At 71.4% G+C, this 17,576-nt stretch carries 14 protein-coding genes and 1 pseudogene; 5 read left to right on the top strand and 10 right to left on the bottom strand.

Features of this window, described 5'->3' with window-relative positions:
• Positions 1-297 precede the first annotated feature (297 nt).
• The gene (locus tag AB0B68_RS02060; RefSeq protein WP_357257447.1) at positions 298-1,986 is read left to right on the top strand and encodes a DEAD/DEAH box helicase; all 1,689 of its coding nucleotides are present in this window, start codon (positions 298-300) and stop codon (positions 1,984-1,986) included.
• An 86-nt stretch (positions 1,987-2,072) separates the two neighbouring features.
• The gene (locus AB0B68_RS02055; RefSeq protein WP_357200751.1) at positions 2,073-3,236 is read left to right on the top strand and encodes an SAM-dependent methyltransferase; all 1,164 of its coding nucleotides are present in this window, start codon (positions 2,073-2,075) and stop codon (positions 3,234-3,236) included.
• On the opposite strand, the gene AB0B68_RS02050 is transcribed toward AB0B68_RS02055, so the two are convergent.
• Positions 3,233-3,673: a hypothetical protein gene (locus tag AB0B68_RS02050; RefSeq protein WP_357200748.1), complete on the bottom strand. Its 441-nt coding sequence runs from the start codon at positions 3,671-3,673 to the stop codon at positions 3,233-3,235. The genes AB0B68_RS02055 and AB0B68_RS02050 overlap by 4 nt on opposite strands.
• 247 nt (positions 3,674-3,920) lie before the next feature.
• On the opposite strand from AB0B68_RS02050, the gene AB0B68_RS02045 reads away from it, so the two are divergent.
• Entirely contained in the window at positions 3,921-4,337 is a 417-nt protein-coding gene (locus tag AB0B68_RS02045; protein ID WP_357200745.1) for a helix-turn-helix domain-containing protein, read from the top strand.
• Between the two features lie 127 nt (positions 4,338-4,464).
• Here AB0B68_RS02045 and AB0B68_RS02040 read toward each other — a convergent pair whose 3' ends face one another.
• The 8 genes and pseudogenes from AB0B68_RS02040 to AB0B68_RS02005 form a co-directional block, all read right to left on the bottom strand.
• Positions 4,465-5,391 carry a hypothetical protein gene (locus tag AB0B68_RS02040; protein ID WP_357200742.1) on the bottom strand — a complete coding sequence of 309 codons (927 nt, stop codon included), beginning with the start codon at positions 5,389-5,391 and terminating at the stop codon, positions 4,465-4,467.
• A gap of 289 nt (positions 5,392-5,680) precedes the next feature.
• Entirely contained in the window at positions 5,681-7,804 is a 2,124-nt protein-coding gene (locus AB0B68_RS02035) for a DEAD/DEAH box helicase (protein ID WP_357257445.1), read from the bottom strand.
• Between the two features lie 128 nt (positions 7,805-7,932).
• Complete coding sequence (locus tag AB0B68_RS02030; RefSeq protein ID WP_357257444.1) at positions 7,933-9,036, bottom strand: branched-chain amino acid ABC transporter permease; 1,104 nt, start codon at positions 9,034-9,036, stop codon at positions 7,933-7,935.
• The gene (locus tag AB0B68_RS02025) at positions 9,033-9,923 is read right to left on the bottom strand and encodes a branched-chain amino acid ABC transporter permease (protein WP_357200733.1); all 891 of its coding nucleotides are present in this window, start codon (positions 9,921-9,923) and stop codon (positions 9,033-9,035) included. Before AB0B68_RS02025 ends, AB0B68_RS02030 begins: the two co-directional genes overlap by 4 nt.
• Positions 9,923-10,705, bottom strand: coding sequence for an ABC transporter ATP-binding protein (locus tag AB0B68_RS02020; protein ID WP_357200730.1), 783 nt, complete (start codon positions 10,703-10,705; stop codon positions 9,923-9,925). Before AB0B68_RS02020 ends, AB0B68_RS02025 begins: the two co-directional genes overlap by 1 nt.
• A gap of 114 nt (positions 10,706-10,819) precedes the next feature.
• The gene (locus tag AB0B68_RS02015) at positions 10,820-11,563 is read right to left on the bottom strand and encodes an ABC transporter ATP-binding protein (protein ID WP_357200727.1); all 744 of its coding nucleotides are present in this window, start codon (positions 11,561-11,563) and stop codon (positions 10,820-10,822) included.
• Positions 11,564-11,565: 2 nt separating this feature from the next.
• Complete coding sequence (locus tag AB0B68_RS02010) at positions 11,566-12,765, bottom strand: substrate-binding domain-containing protein (protein WP_357200724.1); 1,200 nt, start codon at positions 12,763-12,765, stop codon at positions 11,566-11,568.
• Between the two features lie 603 nt (positions 12,766-13,368).
• Positions 13,369-13,596 (bottom strand): annotated as a pseudogene (locus AB0B68_RS02005) (glycerophosphodiester phosphodiesterase family protein); the annotation flags it as partial.
• A gap of 145 nt (positions 13,597-13,741) precedes the next feature.
• Between AB0B68_RS02005 and AB0B68_RS02000 the strand changes: the two are divergent.
• Complete coding sequence (locus AB0B68_RS02000) at positions 13,742-15,076, top strand: potassium transporter TrkG (protein WP_357196371.1); 1,335 nt, start codon at positions 13,742-13,744, stop codon at positions 15,074-15,076.
• Between the two features lie 68 nt (positions 15,077-15,144).
• Complete coding sequence (locus AB0B68_RS01995) at positions 15,145-15,813, top strand: TrkA family potassium uptake protein (protein WP_357257441.1); 669 nt, start codon at positions 15,145-15,147, stop codon at positions 15,811-15,813.
• A gap of 53 nt (positions 15,814-15,866) precedes the next feature.
• Here the strand turns inward: AB0B68_RS01995 and AB0B68_RS01990 are convergent, their stop codons facing one another.
• Positions 15,867-17,519: a serine/threonine-protein kinase gene (locus tag AB0B68_RS01990; RefSeq protein ID WP_357257439.1), complete on the bottom strand. Its 1,653-nt coding sequence runs from the start codon at positions 17,517-17,519 to the stop codon at positions 15,867-15,869.
• Positions 17,520-17,576 lie beyond the last annotated feature (57 nt).

Here is a 17,576-nt window from a genome sequence, read left to right as displayed (position 1 = left end):
GCGGGAGGCGCGGGGCACCGGACAACGGGGCACGCAGGCGCCGGGGCTGGTGTGGCGTGGGTCACAATTGCTTGCCCCGCGTGGCGAGTGGCCGACTGGGAATCGGGACGGGGGTATGCCTGTTCAGGTAACATGGAGCAGTTGCCGTGGGCGCCGATCTGATCGAAGCTCAGCCCGCGGCGCGCGTGCGGCCCGGTCCGGCTCGGCAATCTGCCGCCGACCGTGTGGCCCGCGTCATACCGAACGCGCCCTGAGGACATGACGGGCGCACCCACGAGAGGGCACCCCCACATCCACATGAGCGACCTGACTCAAGATTTGCTGGACGGCCAGGAACTGGCCCCCACCGCCCCGGTTCGACCGGAGGCCCCCACGTTCGCCGCACTCGGCGCCCGCGCCGAGACCGTCGAGGCCCTGGCCTCGGCCGGCATCACCCGCGCCTTCGCCATCCAGGAGTACGCGATCCCGATCGCGCTGCGCGGCGTCGACCTGATCGGCCAGGCGCCCACCGGCACCGGCAAGACCCTCGGCTTCGGCGTACCACTGCTCGACCGGGTCTTCGCCCCGGGCGAGGGCAGCGACGGCGTCCCCCAGGCGCTGGTCGTCGTCCCCACCCGTGAGCTGGGCATCCAGGTCGCCAAGGACCTGGCTGCCGCCGGCCGGACGCGTGGCGTCCGGGTGCTGCCGATCTACGGCGGCGTGGCGTACGAGCCGCAGATCGACGCGCTGCGCAAGGGCGTCGAGATCCTGGTCGGCACGCCCGGCCGACTGATGGACCTGCAGAAGCAGAAGCACCTCCGGCTCGACCGGGTGCACGCACTCGTCCTCGACGAGGCCGACCGGATGCTCGACCTGGGCTTCCTCGACGACGTCGAGAAGATCCTCGCGATGCTTCCGGAAGACCGGCAGACGATGCTCTTCTCGGCCACCATGCCGGACCCGATCGTCACCCTGTCGCGGCGATTCCTGCGCCAGCCGATGACGATCCACGCCGGGCACACCGCCGAGACCGGCCCGTCGCCGCAGACCCAGCAGTTGGTCTACCGCACCCACTCGATGAACAAGGTCGAGGTGGTGGCGCGCATCCTCCAGGCGGAGGGGCGCGGGCTGACCATGATCTTCACGCGTACCAAGCGGGCGGCCGACCGGGTCGCCGAGGATCTCGACTTCCGTGGGTTCGCGGTCGCCGCCGTGCATGGTGACCTCGGCCAGGGTGCCCGCGAGCGGGCGCTGCGGGCCTTCCGGGCCGGCAAGATCGACATCCTGGTCGCCACCGACGTGGCGGCCCGTGGGCTGGACGTCACAGGCGTCACCCACGTCATCAACTACGACTGCCCGGAAGACCAGGACACCTACACCCACCGGATCGGTCGTACCGGCCGGGCCGGCGCGACGGGTGTCGCGGTGACCTTCGTCGACTGGGACGACATGCCGCGGTGGCGGATCATCGACAAGACCCTCGGTCTGGAGATGCCGGAGCCGCCGGAGACGTACCACACGTCGCCGCACCTCTACACCGACCTGCACATCTCCACCGAGGTCAGCGGCACGCTGCCCACGGCCGAGCGCACCCGGGCCGGGCTGTCCGCCGAGATCGAAGAGGATCTGGGTGGGACGACCCGCTCCCGTCGGGGCGACAGCGGTGGTCGTGGCCCCCGACGCGGCGAGAGCCGTGGTGAGGGTCGCGGCGAGCGCCGTGGTCGGGGCGATGGCCGCCGCGACCGCTCCGACGCCGCCACGCCGACCGCCGCCGAGGCACCTGCGGCCGACGCCGCCGACGAAGGCACCCGTACCCCTCGCCGTCGGCGTCGCCGCCGGGCCGGCGAGGCGGTCACGGCCGAGACGACCGCGGTGATCTCCGCCGACGCCGGCCCGTCCGAGCCGGCCACCGCGTCCGACGGCGAGGCGTCCAAGCCGCGTCGCCGACGCCGCCGCCGTGGTGGCGGTTCCGACGCGGGTACGCCGGCCGAAGCGACAGCGGACTGACACAGCCACACCTGACATCCCCCGCACCGCCTCGCGCGGTACGGGGGATGTTCTCTTCTCCCACCCCACCTGACGAAGATGGAACGATGCCGCAACCACTGGACGCCGCCCTGACCGAGGTTCGGGCGCTGCTGCTCGACCCCGCGCTGACCCGGGCGGTCGCCGCCGGACGTCGGCGCGGTCGCCGCCCCACAGTCGAGCGGGCCGAACTGCGGCCGGTGCGGCTCAAGGCCGGGCCCCGGATGCAGATCACCACGTCCGACGGTGCTCGCCCCTACACCCGCAACCTCGCCTCCGGTCCGGAGGCCGCTGCGGCGATCGACGAACTGCTGGCCGAGCCGTTCGGCAACTGGCACGTCGAGACGGCCGACGCGACCCTTCAACTGCGGGTGACCAAGTCCGGTGAGGCGCAGGTGCACCGGGCCGCGACGTCCCGTCCGGTGGCGACGCCCACCGGGAACGACCGGGCGAAGGAATACCTGCTCGACCCCGGTGACCCGATCTTCGCCGAGATCGGCGGCTCGGCGGCCAAGCGCCGCCAGGTGGACGCGTTCCTGCGGGCCCTGGCCGCTACCCTGCCCGACGACCTGACCGGTTCACTACGGGTGGTCGACCTGGGCTGCGGCAACGCCTACCTGACGTTCGCCGCGTACCGCTACCTGACGAGTCGGGGGCTCGACGTCCACCTGGTCGGCGTGGACGTCCGGGAGGACCAGCGGCGGCGCAACACCGAGCTGGCGCAGCGGCTCGGCTGGGCCGACCAGGTCAGCTTCGTGGCCGGGACGATCGCCGACGCCGTCGTCGACCCTGCCCCCGACCTGGTGCTGGCGCTGCACGCCTGCGACACCGCCACCGACGAGGCGCTGGCCCGCGCGGTGCGCTGGGAGGCCCGCTGGGTGCTGGCCGCGCCGTGCTGCCACCACGATCTGGCGAAGCAGCTCCGCGCCCATCCCGCCCCGGCCCCGTACGACCTGCTGACCCGGCAGGGCATCCTGCGCGAGCGCTTCGCCGACGTGCTCACCGACGCGCTGCGCGCCGGGTTGCTGCGGGTGCACGGCTACCGGACCGAGGTGGTGGAGTTCGTGGACTCGCAGCACACCCCGCGTAACCTGCTGATCCGCGCCCGTCGTACCGGTGCCGGGGCGACCGAGCCACAGCGCGCGGAGTACCGCGAGCTGGTGGACCAGTGGCAGGTCACTCCCCGGCTGGAGACCCTGCTGGCCGCCGGAGAGGCACCCCAGGGCGGCTAGCGTCGGCGGTCCCGGCCACCGTTGCGCTCGCTGGTAGAACGGTCGAGGAGAGACACCCGGTCGGCGGCGGGCCGCTGGGCGGCCCAGTCACCGTCGACCGGGGCGGTCGGGAATGGCACGACCTTGCCCTCGGTCTCGGCGTTGCCGGCCGCCGCGAAGGCGTTCCAGGAGATGTCGACCAGTAGCTTCTTCACCTCGGCGTGCCGGATGGCGGCGTTGTGTTGCACCGCCATCCGGGCGCCGAGCAGGACAGCGACCAGCGTGGTGGTGATGGCGCCGGTGGCGGCCAGCACCTGGAGACCGGTCGCGGAGTCGGTGCGGAGCACCAGGACCAGCAACCAGATCCAGAACGCGGCGGCGAAGACGCCGGCCTTGGCGACGAAGAAGAGGCTCACCGCACCGGGCTGGTACGGCTGGGGGCGGCTCAATTCGGCCATGGTGCTCCTCGGCGATGGTCCGGTCGCAGGCGGCAGACGACAGACGCGATGTCGGGACGGGCACCGAGCTTAATGGAAGAACGATGAAGATCGCTCGATGCAATTTTCGTTCTGCACACACGCTTCCAGAGAAAAGTCTCGCCCACGGGACAGTTTGTGCGGTCAGTCAATTGTTTCCGGCTTCTCGCGTACTACCCTCGGAAGGCGCATCGTCCCGGTGCTCCGGCAGGGGGGAAGACACGCAGGGATGGGATCAGCCGACGTATCACCGCAGATGGCCTTTGCTCGCTTCGTCCGGCGCGCCATCGATGACGCTCGCGACGAACGTGGCTGGACCGTGACTGATCTTGCCTCGCACACGGGCGTGGGCCGCTCCACCGTCTTCCGCTGGCTGGCCGGCGACTGGCAGGACTATCCCGAGTTGGCCAAGGTGCGCGGCTTCTGCGCCGCGCTGGATCTGCCGGTCGCTGCCGCGTTCCGCGCGCTCGGCCTGCCCGACGCCGGTCCAGCGCGTCGCCGACGCCACGACGACGGCCCGGTCGAGGCCGACGTCCGGGCCATCCTGGACCGGCTGGCCGACCCCACGGTCCCCGCCGAGGAGAAGCACCACATCCGCGACCTGCTCCGCTACCTGGCCCGCCGCCCCATCCGCCGAGCCAGCTAACCCGCCCCGCCCCGCCCCGGCCCTGGGCTCCGCCCCTTGCGGCCGTTGATCATGAAGTTATTGCCACGACACGCCGAAGCGAAGGGCAACAACTTCATGATCAACGGGGCAGTGGCCCGGAGCCGGGCTAGGGGACGGTCAGGGTGAACTCGGCGGTTCGGACTTCCGCGTTCACCTGGAAGTCGAGGTAGAGGCGGTAGCGGCCCGGACCAGGGGTGGTCAACCAGAACTTGATCTGACCGTCCACCAACTCGGTCTCCGGGTGCACGTGCAGATAGCCGAGGTCGCCCTCGCGCAACGCCACCAGGTGCCCGTACGCCCCGAGGTACCGCTCCAACTGGGCTGCGCCACCAGCACCATCCACCCGGAAGGTCAGCGGCACTGTCGCCCCGGCCTGCACCGTGCCCTGGTAGCCGACGGTGAAGCCGTCCACGGTCGTCGAGGTGGCCGGCCCCGGCAGTGGACGGGGCCGGTAGTCGCCGGGGGCCACCAGGTCCGCCCCGAGGGTCACAGCGGTCTGCGCGCCGTTGTCGGCGACCACTGTGAAATCGGCGTACGCACGCCAGAGGCCGGGCTGCGCGAGGGTCAACGGCACCGACCAGGTGCCGTCCGCCGCCATGGTCGGGTGCAGGTGCTGGTAACCGGTCAGGTCCCGCCGGACGACGATGAGGTGCATCGGCTTGTCGTGCACGATGGCGAACCGGCTGATCGGCCGGCGCTGCGCGTCGCGCACCTGGAAGCGGAGCTGACCCGGGCGACCTGCCACGAACTCGGTGGCCAGGGGCACCAGGGTGAACCCGGCCGAGCTGACCGCCAGACCGCCCGGCTCGACGGCCGCGCCCTGATCGGTGGCCGTGGCGCTGCCGTGGTTGTGCGGCGCGACGCCCGGTGGGTCGGTGTGCTCGGCGGCGAACGACGGGCTGCCGGTGACCGCGCCGTTGGCGTTGAGCCGGCCGAGGCCGAAGCCGAGCAGCACCGCCAGCACCAGCCCGCCGACCACCAGCGCCAGCCGGAGGGTGCTCCGGTCCGGCTCGACGGGGCCCTGGTCAGCCACGACCGACGCCCAGCGCCTGACCGGCCTCGCCGCCAGCGATCCTGCCCGCAATGGTCCGCGCACGGGTGAAGGGCTGCTGGTCGGTCATGCCGACCACGGTACCGTCGCGCCCGGCCGGGTCAGGCCGACGCCCGGACAGCGTGGCGACCGTCGCACTCGACACCGCCCGGGAACTTTCCCACCCCGACCGGCGCAGATCGCGCCGCAGCGCTAAGCAACGCCCCGAACAGGCACGGACCGCGGCGCAGACCCGAACATCGCCGAGGGAAACCGACCTGCGGGCAGCAGGTCAGCCGGCCACGGCGAGGGCGAGCGGGAGCACGTCGGTCGCGCCGGCCCGACGCAGGGCCCGGGCCACCAGCGTCATCGTCCAGCCCGAGTCGATCAGGTCGTCGACGAGCAGCACCGGGCCGTCCAGCCCGGCCAGGGCGTCGGCCAGATCGGCCGACACGGTGAAGGCGTCGTGCAGCGCGCGTACCCGCTGGGCGCTGTTGCCGCGCGGCCCGGCCGGGCCGTCGGGGCCGGCCGCGGTGACTTCGCCGAGCAGCGGCAGCCGGCCCACTGTGGCGATCCGCTCGGCCAGCGAGCCGAGCAGCCGGGGCCGCCGCCGGGAACCGACCGCGACCACCGCCACCGGACGACGTGGCCAAGGGTTGTCGCCGTGCGCCCACGCCCTCAGCACCTCCACGACCGCGCCGGCGACGTCGTCGGGCACCGGCGCGTCCGGCGCTTCCGGGCCGACGAGGGCACGCAGCCGGCTACCCCAGCCCAGGTCGGAGAGGCGCCCGACGGCCCGGCCCGGCAGCGCCTGCTCCGCGGGGGCGATCCGGCCCTTGAGGGGTACGCCCACCGCGTCGAGCCCGGTCGGCCAGAGCTTCTTCGGAGCGATCTCCACGCCGGGTCGACCCAGGAAGGCCTGCGCGGCGGCGAGCGCGGCTGTCGACACGTCCGCGGCGAAGAGTGGGTCGGCGCACCTGTCGCATCGGCCGCAGTCGACCGCCTCGGTGTCGTCCAGGCGTTCCCGTAGATACCGCATCCGGCAGTCGGACGTCGTCGCGTACTCCCGCATGGCCTGTTGCTCGACGGTGCGCGCCTCGGCGACGCGGCGCAACCGGGCCTCGTCGTAGACCCACGGCTCGCCGGTGGCGAGCCAGCCACCGCGCACCCGGCGGACCGCGCCGTCCACGTCGAGCACCTTGAGCATCAGCTCCAGCCGGGCCCGGCGCAGGTCGACGAGGGGTTCGAGGGCCTGGGTGGAGAGCGGGCGGTCGGTGTGCAGGGCCGCCAGCACGGCTCGGACCTGCTGCTCCGGTGGGAACGCCAGCGAGGCGAAGTAACGCCAGATCGCGGCGTCCTCGACGCCGGGCAGCAGCAGCACCTCGGCGTGCTCGACGGCGCGGCCCGCGCGGCCGACCTGCTGGTAGTACGCGATCGGCGAGGGTGGCGCGCCGAGGTGGACGACGAAGCCCAGGTCGGGCTTGTCGAAGCCCATGCCGAGGGCGCTGGTGGCGACCAACGCCTTGATCTTGTTGTCGAGCAGGTCCTGTTCGGCGGCGCGCCGGTCGGCGTCGTCGGACTGCCCGCTGTACGAGGCGACCGGGTAGCCCCGGGAGCGCAGGAACTCGGCGGTCTCCCCCGCTGCCGCCACTGTCAGCGTGTAGACGATGCCCGAGCCGGGCAGCTGGTCCAGGTGGTCGGCGAGCCAGGCCAGCCGGTGCGCCGGGCTGGGCAGGTCGAGCACCCCGAGGCGCAGCGACTCGCGGTCCAGCGTGCCGCGCAGGATGAGGGCGTCGCCCAGCTGCTCGGCGACGTCCTGGGTGACCCGGGCGTTGGCGGTGGCGGTGGTCGCCAGCACGGGGGTGCGTTCGGGCAGCTCGGCGAGGAACGTCCGCAGCCGCCGGTAGTCCGGCCGGAAGTCGTGCCCCCAGTCGGAGACGCAGTGCGCCTCGTCGACCACCAGCAGGCCGGTGGTGGCGGCCAACTTCGGCAGGACGCCGTCGCGGAAATCCGGGTTGTTGAGCCGTTCCGGGCTGATCAGCAGCACGTCCACCGCGCCGGTCTGGATCTCGGCGGTGATCTCGTCCCACTCGTCGAGGTTCGCCGAGTTGATCGTGCGGGCCCGGATGCCGGCCCGCGCGGCGGCCTCGACCTGGTTGCGCATCAACGCCAGCAGCGGCGAGACGATGACCGTCGGGCCGTGCTCCCCCCGCTCCCGCAGCAGGGCGGTGGCCACGAAGTAGACAGCCGACTTGCCCCAACCGGTGCGCTGGACGCAGAGCACCCGCCGCCGGTCGACGACCAGCGCCTCGATGGCGCGCCACTGATCCTCGCGCAGCCGGGCGTGGTCGCCGGCCAGCCGGCGCAGCACCGCCTCGGCCCGCTCGCGTACCGCTGCCCGCTCTGCTGTCTCCACCCGGCATTTCTACCAGCGCCGTCCGTCATACCCCTGTTGATCAAGAGGTTTGCGTCACCATCCGGTCGGATTTTGACGCAAACCTCTTGATCAACGGGCCTATCAGCTCGGGGTAGATCAGCCCGGGATTATCGGCGGGGGCGGAGGGCTCGGGTCAGGTGGGACAGGCGGGGGGCCAGACTGGTCAGGCCGCCTGGGAAGAAGTAGACGGCCAGGATGAAGACAGTGCCCAGGACGAACAGCGGCTGGCTCAGCGGACGGCTGAGGACGGCCGGCAGGTTGTCCACCGCGTCGCTCGTGCCGAAGGCGGTGAGCCGGTGGTCCAGGTACATGTAGAGGACACCACCGAGCACCGGACCCCACCGGGTGCCCGGCCCGCCGAGCACCACCATGACCAGCAGCGACAGGGTCAGCTCGGAGGACGTGATGTGCGGCGACGCGCCGCCGACGATCAGGACGTAGACCACCCCGCCCGCCGATGCCAACCCGCCGGCCAGGGTGAACGCCACCAGCTTGTAGCGGTACGGGTCCAACCCGAGCACGCCGATCCGCCGCTCGTCGTCACGCAGCCCGGCGAGCACCCGACCGGTCGGTGAGCCGCTCACCCGGTGCACCACGAAGACCACCAGCGTCAGGTACGCCAGCGCCAACCAGTACAGATTGACGGTGTTCGTCACCCCGACCAGCCCGGCGGGCAGCCCTGACACGTCCAGCGGCAGGCCCTCCTCGCCACCGGTGAGCCCGCCGAAGTCCCGGGCCACCAGGATCGCGCCCACCTGGGCGAAGGCCAACGTGACCATGGCGAACGCGATGCCCACGGTACGCAGCGCCACAGCGCCGAGCAGCGCGGCGAGGATGGTGCCGCCGGTGATGGTCAGCAGCGCCGCCTGCCACAGCGGCAGACCAGCCCTGGTGACCAGGATGTCGGTGCCGTAGACACCGGCGGCGAAGTACAGCGCGTGCCCGAAGGAGAGCATCCCGGTCCGACCGAAGAGCAGGTCGTACCCGGCCGCCAGCCCGCCGAAGATCAGGCAGATGGCGAGGATCTGCAGGGTGCCGGGTGAGTTGACCGGCCCCTCGAAGATCCCCGGTAGGGAGATCGTCGAGTACGGCAGGATCACCAGCACGACAAGCGCCACCAGCGGCAGGAACGGGCGGACCCGGTGCCACCGCCCCCGCTGCGGGGTCAACTCGTCGGGCACCTGCGCGGGAGGAGCGTCGATCACCGTCATGCCGTTGCCACCTTTCCGGCGATGCCCTGCGGGCGCAGCAGCAGCACCACGGCCAGCAGCCCGACCACGCAGATGTCGCCCAGCCCGGACGTGCCGTAGTAGTTGACGAACTGCTGCACCAGCCCGACCACGACCGCCGCGTACGCGGAGCCGACCACCGAGCCCATCCCGCCGATCACCACCACGATGAACGCGAAGATCAGCAGCGAGCCGCCCTGACCGGGCGAGACGGTGCCGAAGTAGACCCCGCCGAGCGCGCCGGCGAGCGCCGCAGCCGCCCCACCGATCGCGAAGACCAGCGTGAACGCCTTGCGGACGTCGATGCCCAGCGCGGTCACCATCTCCCGGTTCTCCACGCCGGCCCGGATCACCAGGCCGTACCGGGTCCACCGCAGGAACGCCAGGATCGCGCCGAGCACCAGCACCGCCGCGATGATCAGCAGCAGGCCACCGTTGGGCACCTGCGCGCCGAAGATCCCGGTCACCTGCCGGGTCCAGTCCGGACGCGGGAACGGACGGGCGTCCGCACCCCAGGTGGCCTGGAGCAACGCCACCCCGGCCAGCGACAGCCCGACGGTGACCAGCACCTGCTCGATGGTGCGGGAGTACAGCGGGCGGATCAGCACCAGCTCGACCAGGATCGCGACCAGCGTGCCGGCGGCCACCCCGAAGGCGACAGCGACCACGAAGCCGAACCCGTCCGGGCCGGCGCCCGGCAGGTTGCCCGCCGCCCACCAGGTGCCGTACGCGCCGACGCCGAGGAACAGCCCGTGCGCGAAGTTGAGCACGTCGGCCAGGCCGAAGACCAGGGACAGGCCGGACGCGACCAGGAAGTACAGCGCCGCCAGACCAAGCCCGGTCAGCGCCAACAGGATCACGGTGCCCATCAGAGCTTGTCCTTCCTCGCGACTGCGGGGCTCGCAAGCTCACTCCTCGCGCTCGGCGCAGCCGCCTCCGCCGAGCCGACACCGAGCAGCGACTTCGTCAACGCGGTCTCCAACAGCAACTCGTGGGCGTCGCCGGTCCAGGCCACCTTGCCGGCGGCCAGCACGACCGCGTCGCGGGCCAGTCGGCGTACGACGGCGAGGTTCTGCTCGACCAGCAGCACCGGCACCGACTCCGCGACCCGTTCCAACACCTCGGCCACCTCGGTCACCACCTTCGGCGCCAACCCCTTGGTCGGCTCGTCGACGAGCAGCAGCCGGTTGTCGTTGAGCAGCACCCGACCGATGGCGAGCATCTGCTGCTGCCCGCCGGACAGCGAACCGGCCCGTTGCCGTCCGCGTCGGTCCAGCTCCGGAAAGAGCGCGAAGACCTTGTCGTACGCCGGGGTGGTGCCGCGCCGCTCGGCGAGCCGCAGGTTCTCCGCGACGGTGAGCCCGGCGAACACGCAGCGGTCCTCGGGCACGTAGCCGAGCCCACCGCGGACCAGCCGGTGCGTCGGCCGGGCCAGCAGACTCTGCGCGCCCATCCGGATGGTGCCGCGGACCTCCCCGGCAGGCGGGGTGAGGCCGACGATCGCGCGCAGCGTGGTGGTCTTGCCGACGCCGTTGCGACCGAGCAGCACTGTCACGCCGGTCGGGGCGACGGTGAAGGACACCCCCTGGAGGATGTGCAGCCCGGAGATCCGGACCGACAGGTCCTCCACAGTGAGGATCGGTTCCGTCACTGAGATGCCTCCGTTCGCGACTGCGGGGCTCGCAAACCCGGCTCACTCCTCGCGCTCACAGGGCCGCCTCCGTTCGCGACTGCGGGGCTCGCAAACCCGGCTCACTCCTCGCGCTCACAGCGACTCCCCCAGATAGGCCTCTTGCACTGTGGGGTTGGCCATCACCGTCTCCGGGGTGTCGCAGGCCAGCAGCGCACCGTGGTGCATGACGGCGATGCGGTCGGCCAGTTCCAGGATGACGTCCATGTGGTGTTCGACCATCAACACCGCCCGGCCGCTGTCGCCGGTCAACGACTTGATGACGGCGACCAGCTCCGGCACGTCCTCGGCGCTGACCCCGGCCATCGGCTCGTCCAGCAGCATCACCCGCGGTTCACCGGCGAGCAGCAGGGCGATCTCCAGCTTGCGCTTCTCGCCGTGGGCCAGGGTGCCGGCGAGGGCCGTACCCCGGTGGGCGAGGCCGACCCGGTCGAGCGCCGCGTCGGCGGCGACGGCGACCTCCCGGTCGGCCGCCGCCCGCCGCCACAACGCCATTGAGCCCCCGCGGTGCGCCTGCACGGCGAGCCGGACGTTCTCCCGCACGCTCAGCGATCCGAAGACCGAGGACGCCTGGAAGGTACGGCCCAGGCCGAGGCGGGCCCGCCGATGCGGCGGGAGCGCCCCGATGTCCTTCCCGTCCAGAACGACCCGACCCTCGGTGGCCCGACGCAGGCCGGTGATCAGGTTGAACAGTGAGGTCTTACCGGCGCCGTTCGGCCCGATGACGCCCAGGAACTCCCCGGGAGCCAGGTCGAGGTAGACGCTGTCGACGATGGCGACCTCACCGATCCGCCAGGTCAGACCGCGGGTGGCGAGCATGGTCAGCCCTTCATGGCCACGGCCGGCGGCGCGGTCTCGTCACCGGTGAGGCTCTTCTGCGCGGTTGCCGTGAACGCGGTGCCGCTGCCGGTCAGCTTGGCCTGGAACATCGGCTGGAGCAGCGCGTGGTCGGCGGCCCGGATGGTCATCTTGCCCTTGACCCCGTCGAAGCTCCAGCCCTCCAGAGCGGTGACCATCTTGTCGACGTCGTCCCCACCCTCCTGCGCGGCCCGGACCACCATCTGCGCGGCGGCGAAGCCGTCCGGGTGGAACAGGTCGATGGTGTTGACAGTGGCCTTCAACGCCTTGCTGGCCTCGGTGTCGCTGGCACCGTCGAAGTAGTGCGACAGGAAGGAGATCTTCGCGCCGGCAGCACCGAAGGTCGGCCACGAGGCGCGGATGTCCAGGCCGGTGACGACGGTGGTGGACGAGAGGACGCCCTGCTGGTCGAGGGTCTGCCACATGGCCGGGGCGGTCGTGCCCGCCCACGCCACGAAGAGCAGGTCCGGCTTGGCGGCCTTGATCTGACTGGCGAACGGGGTGAACTCGGTGGCACTGGCCGGGGCCCGGACGCTGCTCACCGTCGCGCCCGCGCTGCCGATGACGGCCTTGACGGCGGCCTCGTTGGCGTCACCGAACGCGCCGTCCTGGGCGAAGACCACCACCTTCTTGCCGGCGGGGTCGCCGATGAACGACTTGGCGGTCACCACGTCCTGGTACGACTGCCGACCGGAGCGGAAGGTGTACTTGTTCGCGCCGGTCACCGCGTCCGTGGCGGCCGGGCCGGAGATGAACAGCACCTTGTTCTGCGCCGCGATCGGCGCCACCTGGAGCGCCACACCGGAGGCGGTGGAACCGGCGATGATCTTCGTGCCCTTGCCGATCAGGTCCTTCGCCGCGGAGACCGCCTTGGCCGGATCGCCCGCGTCGTCGACCTCGGTCAGCTCGATCTTCCGGTCACCGACCTTGCCGGTGCCCTGGGTGGCGAAGTCCAGCCCCGCCTTGAACCCCTCGATGTACTGCTTTCCGTAACTGGCCAGGGCTCCCGACTGGGAGTACACCAGGCCGACCTTGACCGGCGCGGCGCTGTCGCCGCCGCCGGTGGCGGTGTCCTGCGGGCTGCCACAGGCCGTGGCGGCCAGCGCCGCGGCCATCATCGTGGCGGCGGAGAGGAACGCCCGCCGCGTCGTCCGGACCGTCATTGCGACTCCACATGAGGACTCAGAGGGAGAGAACTTCTTCGTGACGGCTCACGCTAGAAGTGACGTCACCCACGAGCTATGTGGCGGAAACACACAAGTAACAGGATTGAGGTGGCCGGAGGTTACAACGGGCCGCATTACCAGCCGGGAGCTCATGCCCTCGATGGCCCGAACCCCCACGGACCACCCGAACCGTGTGTCGCCCCGCGCCATTCGCCCCGGTTCGGTCAGCCGCAGGGCCCGTCGTGGGCCGCCGAGCGCCGGCAGCCTCGACGACCGTCCATGATCGCCCGCGCCGCGCTGCCCCTTCTCCGCGATCTTGCACTTCCTGTCCCGACACAAGCCGCATTCCACCCATGTCGACAACCGAAACCGCATGATCGGCGCGATCTTCTCGCTCCACCTACGGTGACCGACCAGGAGCCCCTTCTCCACACGTGGGCCAGCGCGGGCAGACGTGAGCAAGCGCGGGCGGACGGGGGCGGTGCGATTCGTTTACGGCATCAGCTCCATAGCGTCCGCGAGGTGGTGCCCGCACCCCGCGGGCACCTTCAGGCGGGCGGGCACAGGGCTGGCCCGTCGTCCGGGTGGCGGACGACGGGCCAGCTCGGCGAGGGTGAAGTCCTCGGTGAACCCCCCGGTCACCGCGACACCGTCGATGGTCTTCGTCGTCTTACGGGCCGCGAACTCCGGGCGGGTCGACACGTCGGTGGTGCCGGAGATCTCGTTCTCGTGCCGGGCGACCAGCACGCCGTCGGAGGTGGAGACCAGGTCCGGCTCGATGTGGTCGGCACCCATCCGGATCGCCAACCGGTACGCCTCCAGCGTGTGTCGCAACGCCGTCTCCTGTCATCGATGGTCCGGGTAAGCAGACCGCCCGTGATGTGCCAGGAGTTGGTCGATGGCTGGCCGGCAGATGAATCTCCGGAATGCCCGTTCCCACTCCGGGGGCGCGGGCGGACAGGAAGATTGTCTGGTGCGCCGGTTCTTCCGCAATCCCGTGCGGCTGGTGCCGTTCGCGTTCCTGGTGCCGATCCTGCTCGGTACCGGGTTGCTCATGGCGCGCTGGGCGACCGCCGAACACGTACGCCCACCAGTGGTCACGGCGCTCTTCACCGCCACCTCGGCCGTGTCGGTCACCGGCATGGCCATCACCGACACGCCGAACTACTGGTCCGGCTGGGGCCTGCTGGTGATCACCCTTCTCACCCAGCTCGGCGGTCTCGGCATCCTCACCGTCGCCGCGTTGGTCATCCTGGTGGTCTCCAGTCAGCTTGGACTGCGCAACCGGTTGCTGGTGCAGGCCGAGACGGCGGAGTTCGGCCTCGGTGACGTGGGCCGGCTGCTCCGCCGGATCGCGCTGACCGTCTTCGCCTGCGAGGCGGTGATGACAGTGCTGGTCGCCGGTCGACTCTGGCTGACCTACGACTACCCGTTCGGGGAGGCCCTTTGGTCGGGCGTCTTCCACGCCGTGCAGGCGTTCAACAACGGTGGCTTCGCGCTCTACACCGATGGCCTGCTGGCCTTCAGCCGTGATCCGTGGGTGTCGCTGCCCCTGGCGATCGGCGCGATCATCGGCGGTCTCGGGTTTCCCGCCCTCTTCGAGGCGGTCCGTGAATGGCGGCAGCCGACCCGCTGGGCGGTGGCGACGAAGTTGACCATCTGGGGCAGCGTGGTGCTGCTGCTGCTCGGCTTCGGTGGCCTGCTCGCCGCCGAATGGACCAACGCGAGCACGATCGGCCAGTACGACGTACCCGGGAAAGTCCTCGCGTCGTTCACCCAGATCGCGCTGAGCCGCACCGGCGGCTTCAGCGTCCTGGACATCACCGCTCTCCAGGAGGAGAGCTATCCCCTGCTGATCGTGCTGATGTTCATCGGCGGCGGCAGCGCCAGCACGGCCGGTGGCATCAAGGTGTCCACGTTCTTCCTGCTGGCGTTCACCATCTGGGCGGAGCTGCGCGGTGAGCCCGACGTGACGATCGGGCACCGGCGGGTGGCCACCGCGAGCCAGCGGCAGGCGATCACCGTGGCGCTGCTCAGCGTCGCGTTGGTGATGGCCGGAACCATGTTGTTGCTGCTGCTCACCGAGGGCGTCCGCTTCGTCGCGGCCCTGTTCGAGATCACCTCGGCGTTCAGCACCACCGGTCTGACCATCGGTCTGGCCGCCGAACTGCCGCCCGGCGGCCAACTGGCGCTGACCGTGCTGATGTTCATCGGCCGCGTCGGGACGCTCACCCTGGGGTCGGCGATCGCCCTGAACACCCGACGCCGGCTCTACCGCTATCCCCAGGAGCAACCCATTGTCGGCTAGGGCGTGGTTCGGAGGTGTCGGCCGGCCCGCACACCGGCGACACGCCATTGGAAGCAGGGAGGGCCGAGGTGTCGGCTAGACGGGCGGACAGCGGCGGCATCGTGGTGATCGGGCTGGGTCGATTCGGTTGCCACCTGGCCGGGTCGCTGACCCGGATGGACCGCGAGGTGTTGGCGATCGACCGCAGCCCGGCGAAGGTGCAGCGCTGGTCGGCGCAGCTCGACCGAGTGGTTCAGGCCGACGCGACCGAGGAGGGGGCGCTGCGGCAGCTGGGCATCACCACTTTCGGACGGGCCGTGGTGGCCATCGGGGCGTCGGTGGAGGCGAGTGTGCTCACCGTGTTGGCGCTGGTCGAGCTGGGTGTACCCGAGATCTGGGCGCGGGCCACCTCGCAGAAGCACGCCAAGATCCTGGCGTCGGTGGGCGCGCACCACGTGATCTTCCCGGAGGCGGAGACCGGGGACCGGGTCGCGCACCTGCTCGTCAGCCGGTTGCTCAACTTCATCGAGTTCGACGACGACTTCGCCATCGCCACCGTCCGGGTGCCGGAGTCCCTGGTCGGGCGCACCCTGATCGACCTGAGACCGGAGGAGCGCTTCGGTGTACGCGTGATCGGCGCCAAGCTGCCCGGCGAACGCTTCCGGTACACCTCCGACGACACCACGCTTCCCCAGGGCGGGGTGCTCATCGTCGAGGGTGGGATCGACCAGGTGCAGCGATTCGCGGGGATGCGCTGACCCGCCGTGGCCTGCTTACTTCTTCCGGTGACCACGCGGCCCCTTGGTCACCTTCACGCTTTTCCCGGGCCACCACCGGCGGCCTTCGCGGCCTTCGCGGGCTTCGCCGGGGCCTTCGGAGGCTTCGGTGGCTTGGCCTTCGACGCGCCGCCGCCCGCGCCGGAGCCGCCGCGTGCCGTCGTCTTCTTCGGCGGGGCCTTCACCGTGGCGGCCTTGGGCGGCGGGGCCGTGGACGGCGCGCTGCCGGCGACGCCGGAAACCCGAACCCCGCAGGTCGCCTCGCCGAGTCGGAACTCGACAGGCAACGGGTTCGCCCCGCTGTACTTACCCGTGAGGGTCACCTTCTCGGCCGCACCGGGGGCAAGCGTGGTGCGCTGGGCCGCCGGTCGGATCAGCACCGTGCTCCCCTGCTGGTGCACCGGCGCGGGCTCCGCCTTCGTCACCTTCTGCTGCCCGGGAAAGGTGAAGCTCATCGCCCAGTCCCGAAGCTCACGGCCACCGGTGTTGGTCAGGGTCAGCTCGGCGGAGAAGTCGGTGCCGGAGTCGGTGCGCAACGCGTACGCCACCTCGCAGGGCGCCGCCGTCGGCATCCCCATCCGAGCCTCGGTCGTCGGCCGGTCCTCTCCGCTGGCCGGGCTGCGCGAGGTGAACCCCCACATCGCCCCGGTGACAGCGATCAGCCCGACGGCGGCCACGCCGGCCTCCACCCGCCGACGCCGGGTCACCCGCTGCTGCGTCCGACGGTTACGGGTCCGCGACAGCGGCAACGCGTCGGTCGCCGCCGACCAGGGCAGGATGGTGGTACGCGCACTGCCGAGCATCGCCGCGTCCAGCGGCCCGGCGGCCGGGGAGACCGGCACCGCAGCGAGCATGCCGGCCGCCTCGGCGAGCGTCCGGGTCAGCTCGGCGGTGGCCGGCCGGTCCGCGGGTCGCTTGGCCAGGCAGCGTCCGACCAGGTCGGCCACCCCGTCGGGCAGCCCCGGGACGGTGGGCATCGGCTCCGGGTCGTTGTACATGTGGGCGCGCAGCATCTGGGTGGTAGTGCTGGCCAGCCACGGCAGTCGACCGGTGAGCATCCGGTAGAGCAGCAGCCCAACGGCATACACGTCGGTGGCCGGGGAGACCTGGCCGTTGTCCAGCCGCTCCGGGGCGAGGTACGCGGGAGTGCCCAACAGCGCGCCGTCCGGCCCCTTCTCGCTCTCCCCGACGAGCGCGGAGATGCCGAAGTCGACCACCTTGACGCCGGTCGAGGTGAGCATGACGTTGCCCGGGGTGACGTCGCGGTGCACCACTCCGCGAGCGTGCGCGGTGGCCAGCGCGGAGCTGACCTCGGCACCGATGGTCACCGCCTCCCGCCACGGCAGTTGGCTCTCCCGACCCAGCCGGCTGGCCAGCGAAGCGCCGTCGACCAGCTCCATCACCACGTACGGCACGGTGAGACCGACCTGCTCGGACTCGCCGTAGTCGTACACATTGGTGATGTTGGGGTGGCAGAGCCGCGCGGCGGCCTGCGCCTCGATCCGGATGCGGTGGCGGAAGGCCCGGTCGCTGGCCAGCCGGGAGGCCAACACCTTCACCGCGACCTGGCGACCCAGCACCTCGTCATAGCCACGCCAGACCACCGACATGCCACCCGCGCCGAGTTGCTCGATCAGCCGGTACCGCTCATCGAGCAACTGCGCGCCGTTCCGGTCCCCACCGCCCATGGTGAGCGATGTTGCCCAGTAACGGCCCGCCTACACCTGGAGTATCGGAATCGGTCA

Origin of the sequence: Micromonospora sp. NPDC049049 (assembly GCF_040649115.1) — a bacterium.
Classification (GTDB): Bacteria; Actinomycetota; Actinomycetes; order Mycobacteriales; family Micromonosporaceae; genus Micromonospora.
This window is presented reverse-complemented; position numbering and strand designations above follow the sequence as displayed.

What these genes read in the sequence shown, in the direction of transcription:
- AB0B68_RS02055 (WP_357200751.1), top strand. Translation starts at nt 2,073, where the DNA reads ATGCCGCAACCACTGGACGCCGCCCTGACCGAGGTTCGGGCGCTGCTG.
- AB0B68_RS02010 (WP_357200724.1), bottom strand. Translation starts at nt 12,765, where the DNA reads ATGACGGTCCGGACGACGCGGCGGGCGTTCCTCTCCGCCGCCACGATG.
- AB0B68_RS02060 (WP_357257447.1), top strand. Translation starts at nt 298, where the DNA reads ATGAGCGACCTGACTCAAGATTTGCTGGACGGCCAGGAACTGGCCCCC.
- AB0B68_RS02050 (WP_357200748.1), bottom strand. Translation starts at nt 3,673, where the DNA reads ATGGCCGAATTGAGCCGCCCCCAGCCGTACCAGCCCGGTGCGGTGAGC.
- AB0B68_RS02025 (WP_357200733.1), bottom strand. Translation starts at nt 9,923, where the DNA reads ATGGGCACCGTGATCCTGTTGGCGCTGACCGGGCTTGGTCTGGCGGCG.
- AB0B68_RS01990 (WP_357257439.1), bottom strand. Translation starts at nt 17,519, where the DNA reads ATGGGCGGTGGGGACCGGAACGGCGCGCAGTTGCTCGATGAGCGGTAC.
- AB0B68_RS02030 (WP_357257444.1), bottom strand. Translation starts at nt 9,036, where the DNA reads ATGACGGTGATCGACGCTCCTCCCGCGCAGGTGCCCGACGAGTTGACC.
- AB0B68_RS02045 (WP_357200745.1), top strand. Translation starts at nt 3,921, where the DNA reads ATGGGATCAGCCGACGTATCACCGCAGATGGCCTTTGCTCGCTTCGTC.
- AB0B68_RS02015 (WP_357200727.1), bottom strand. Translation starts at nt 11,563, where the DNA reads ATGCTCGCCACCCGCGGTCTGACCTGGCGGATCGGTGAGGTCGCCATC.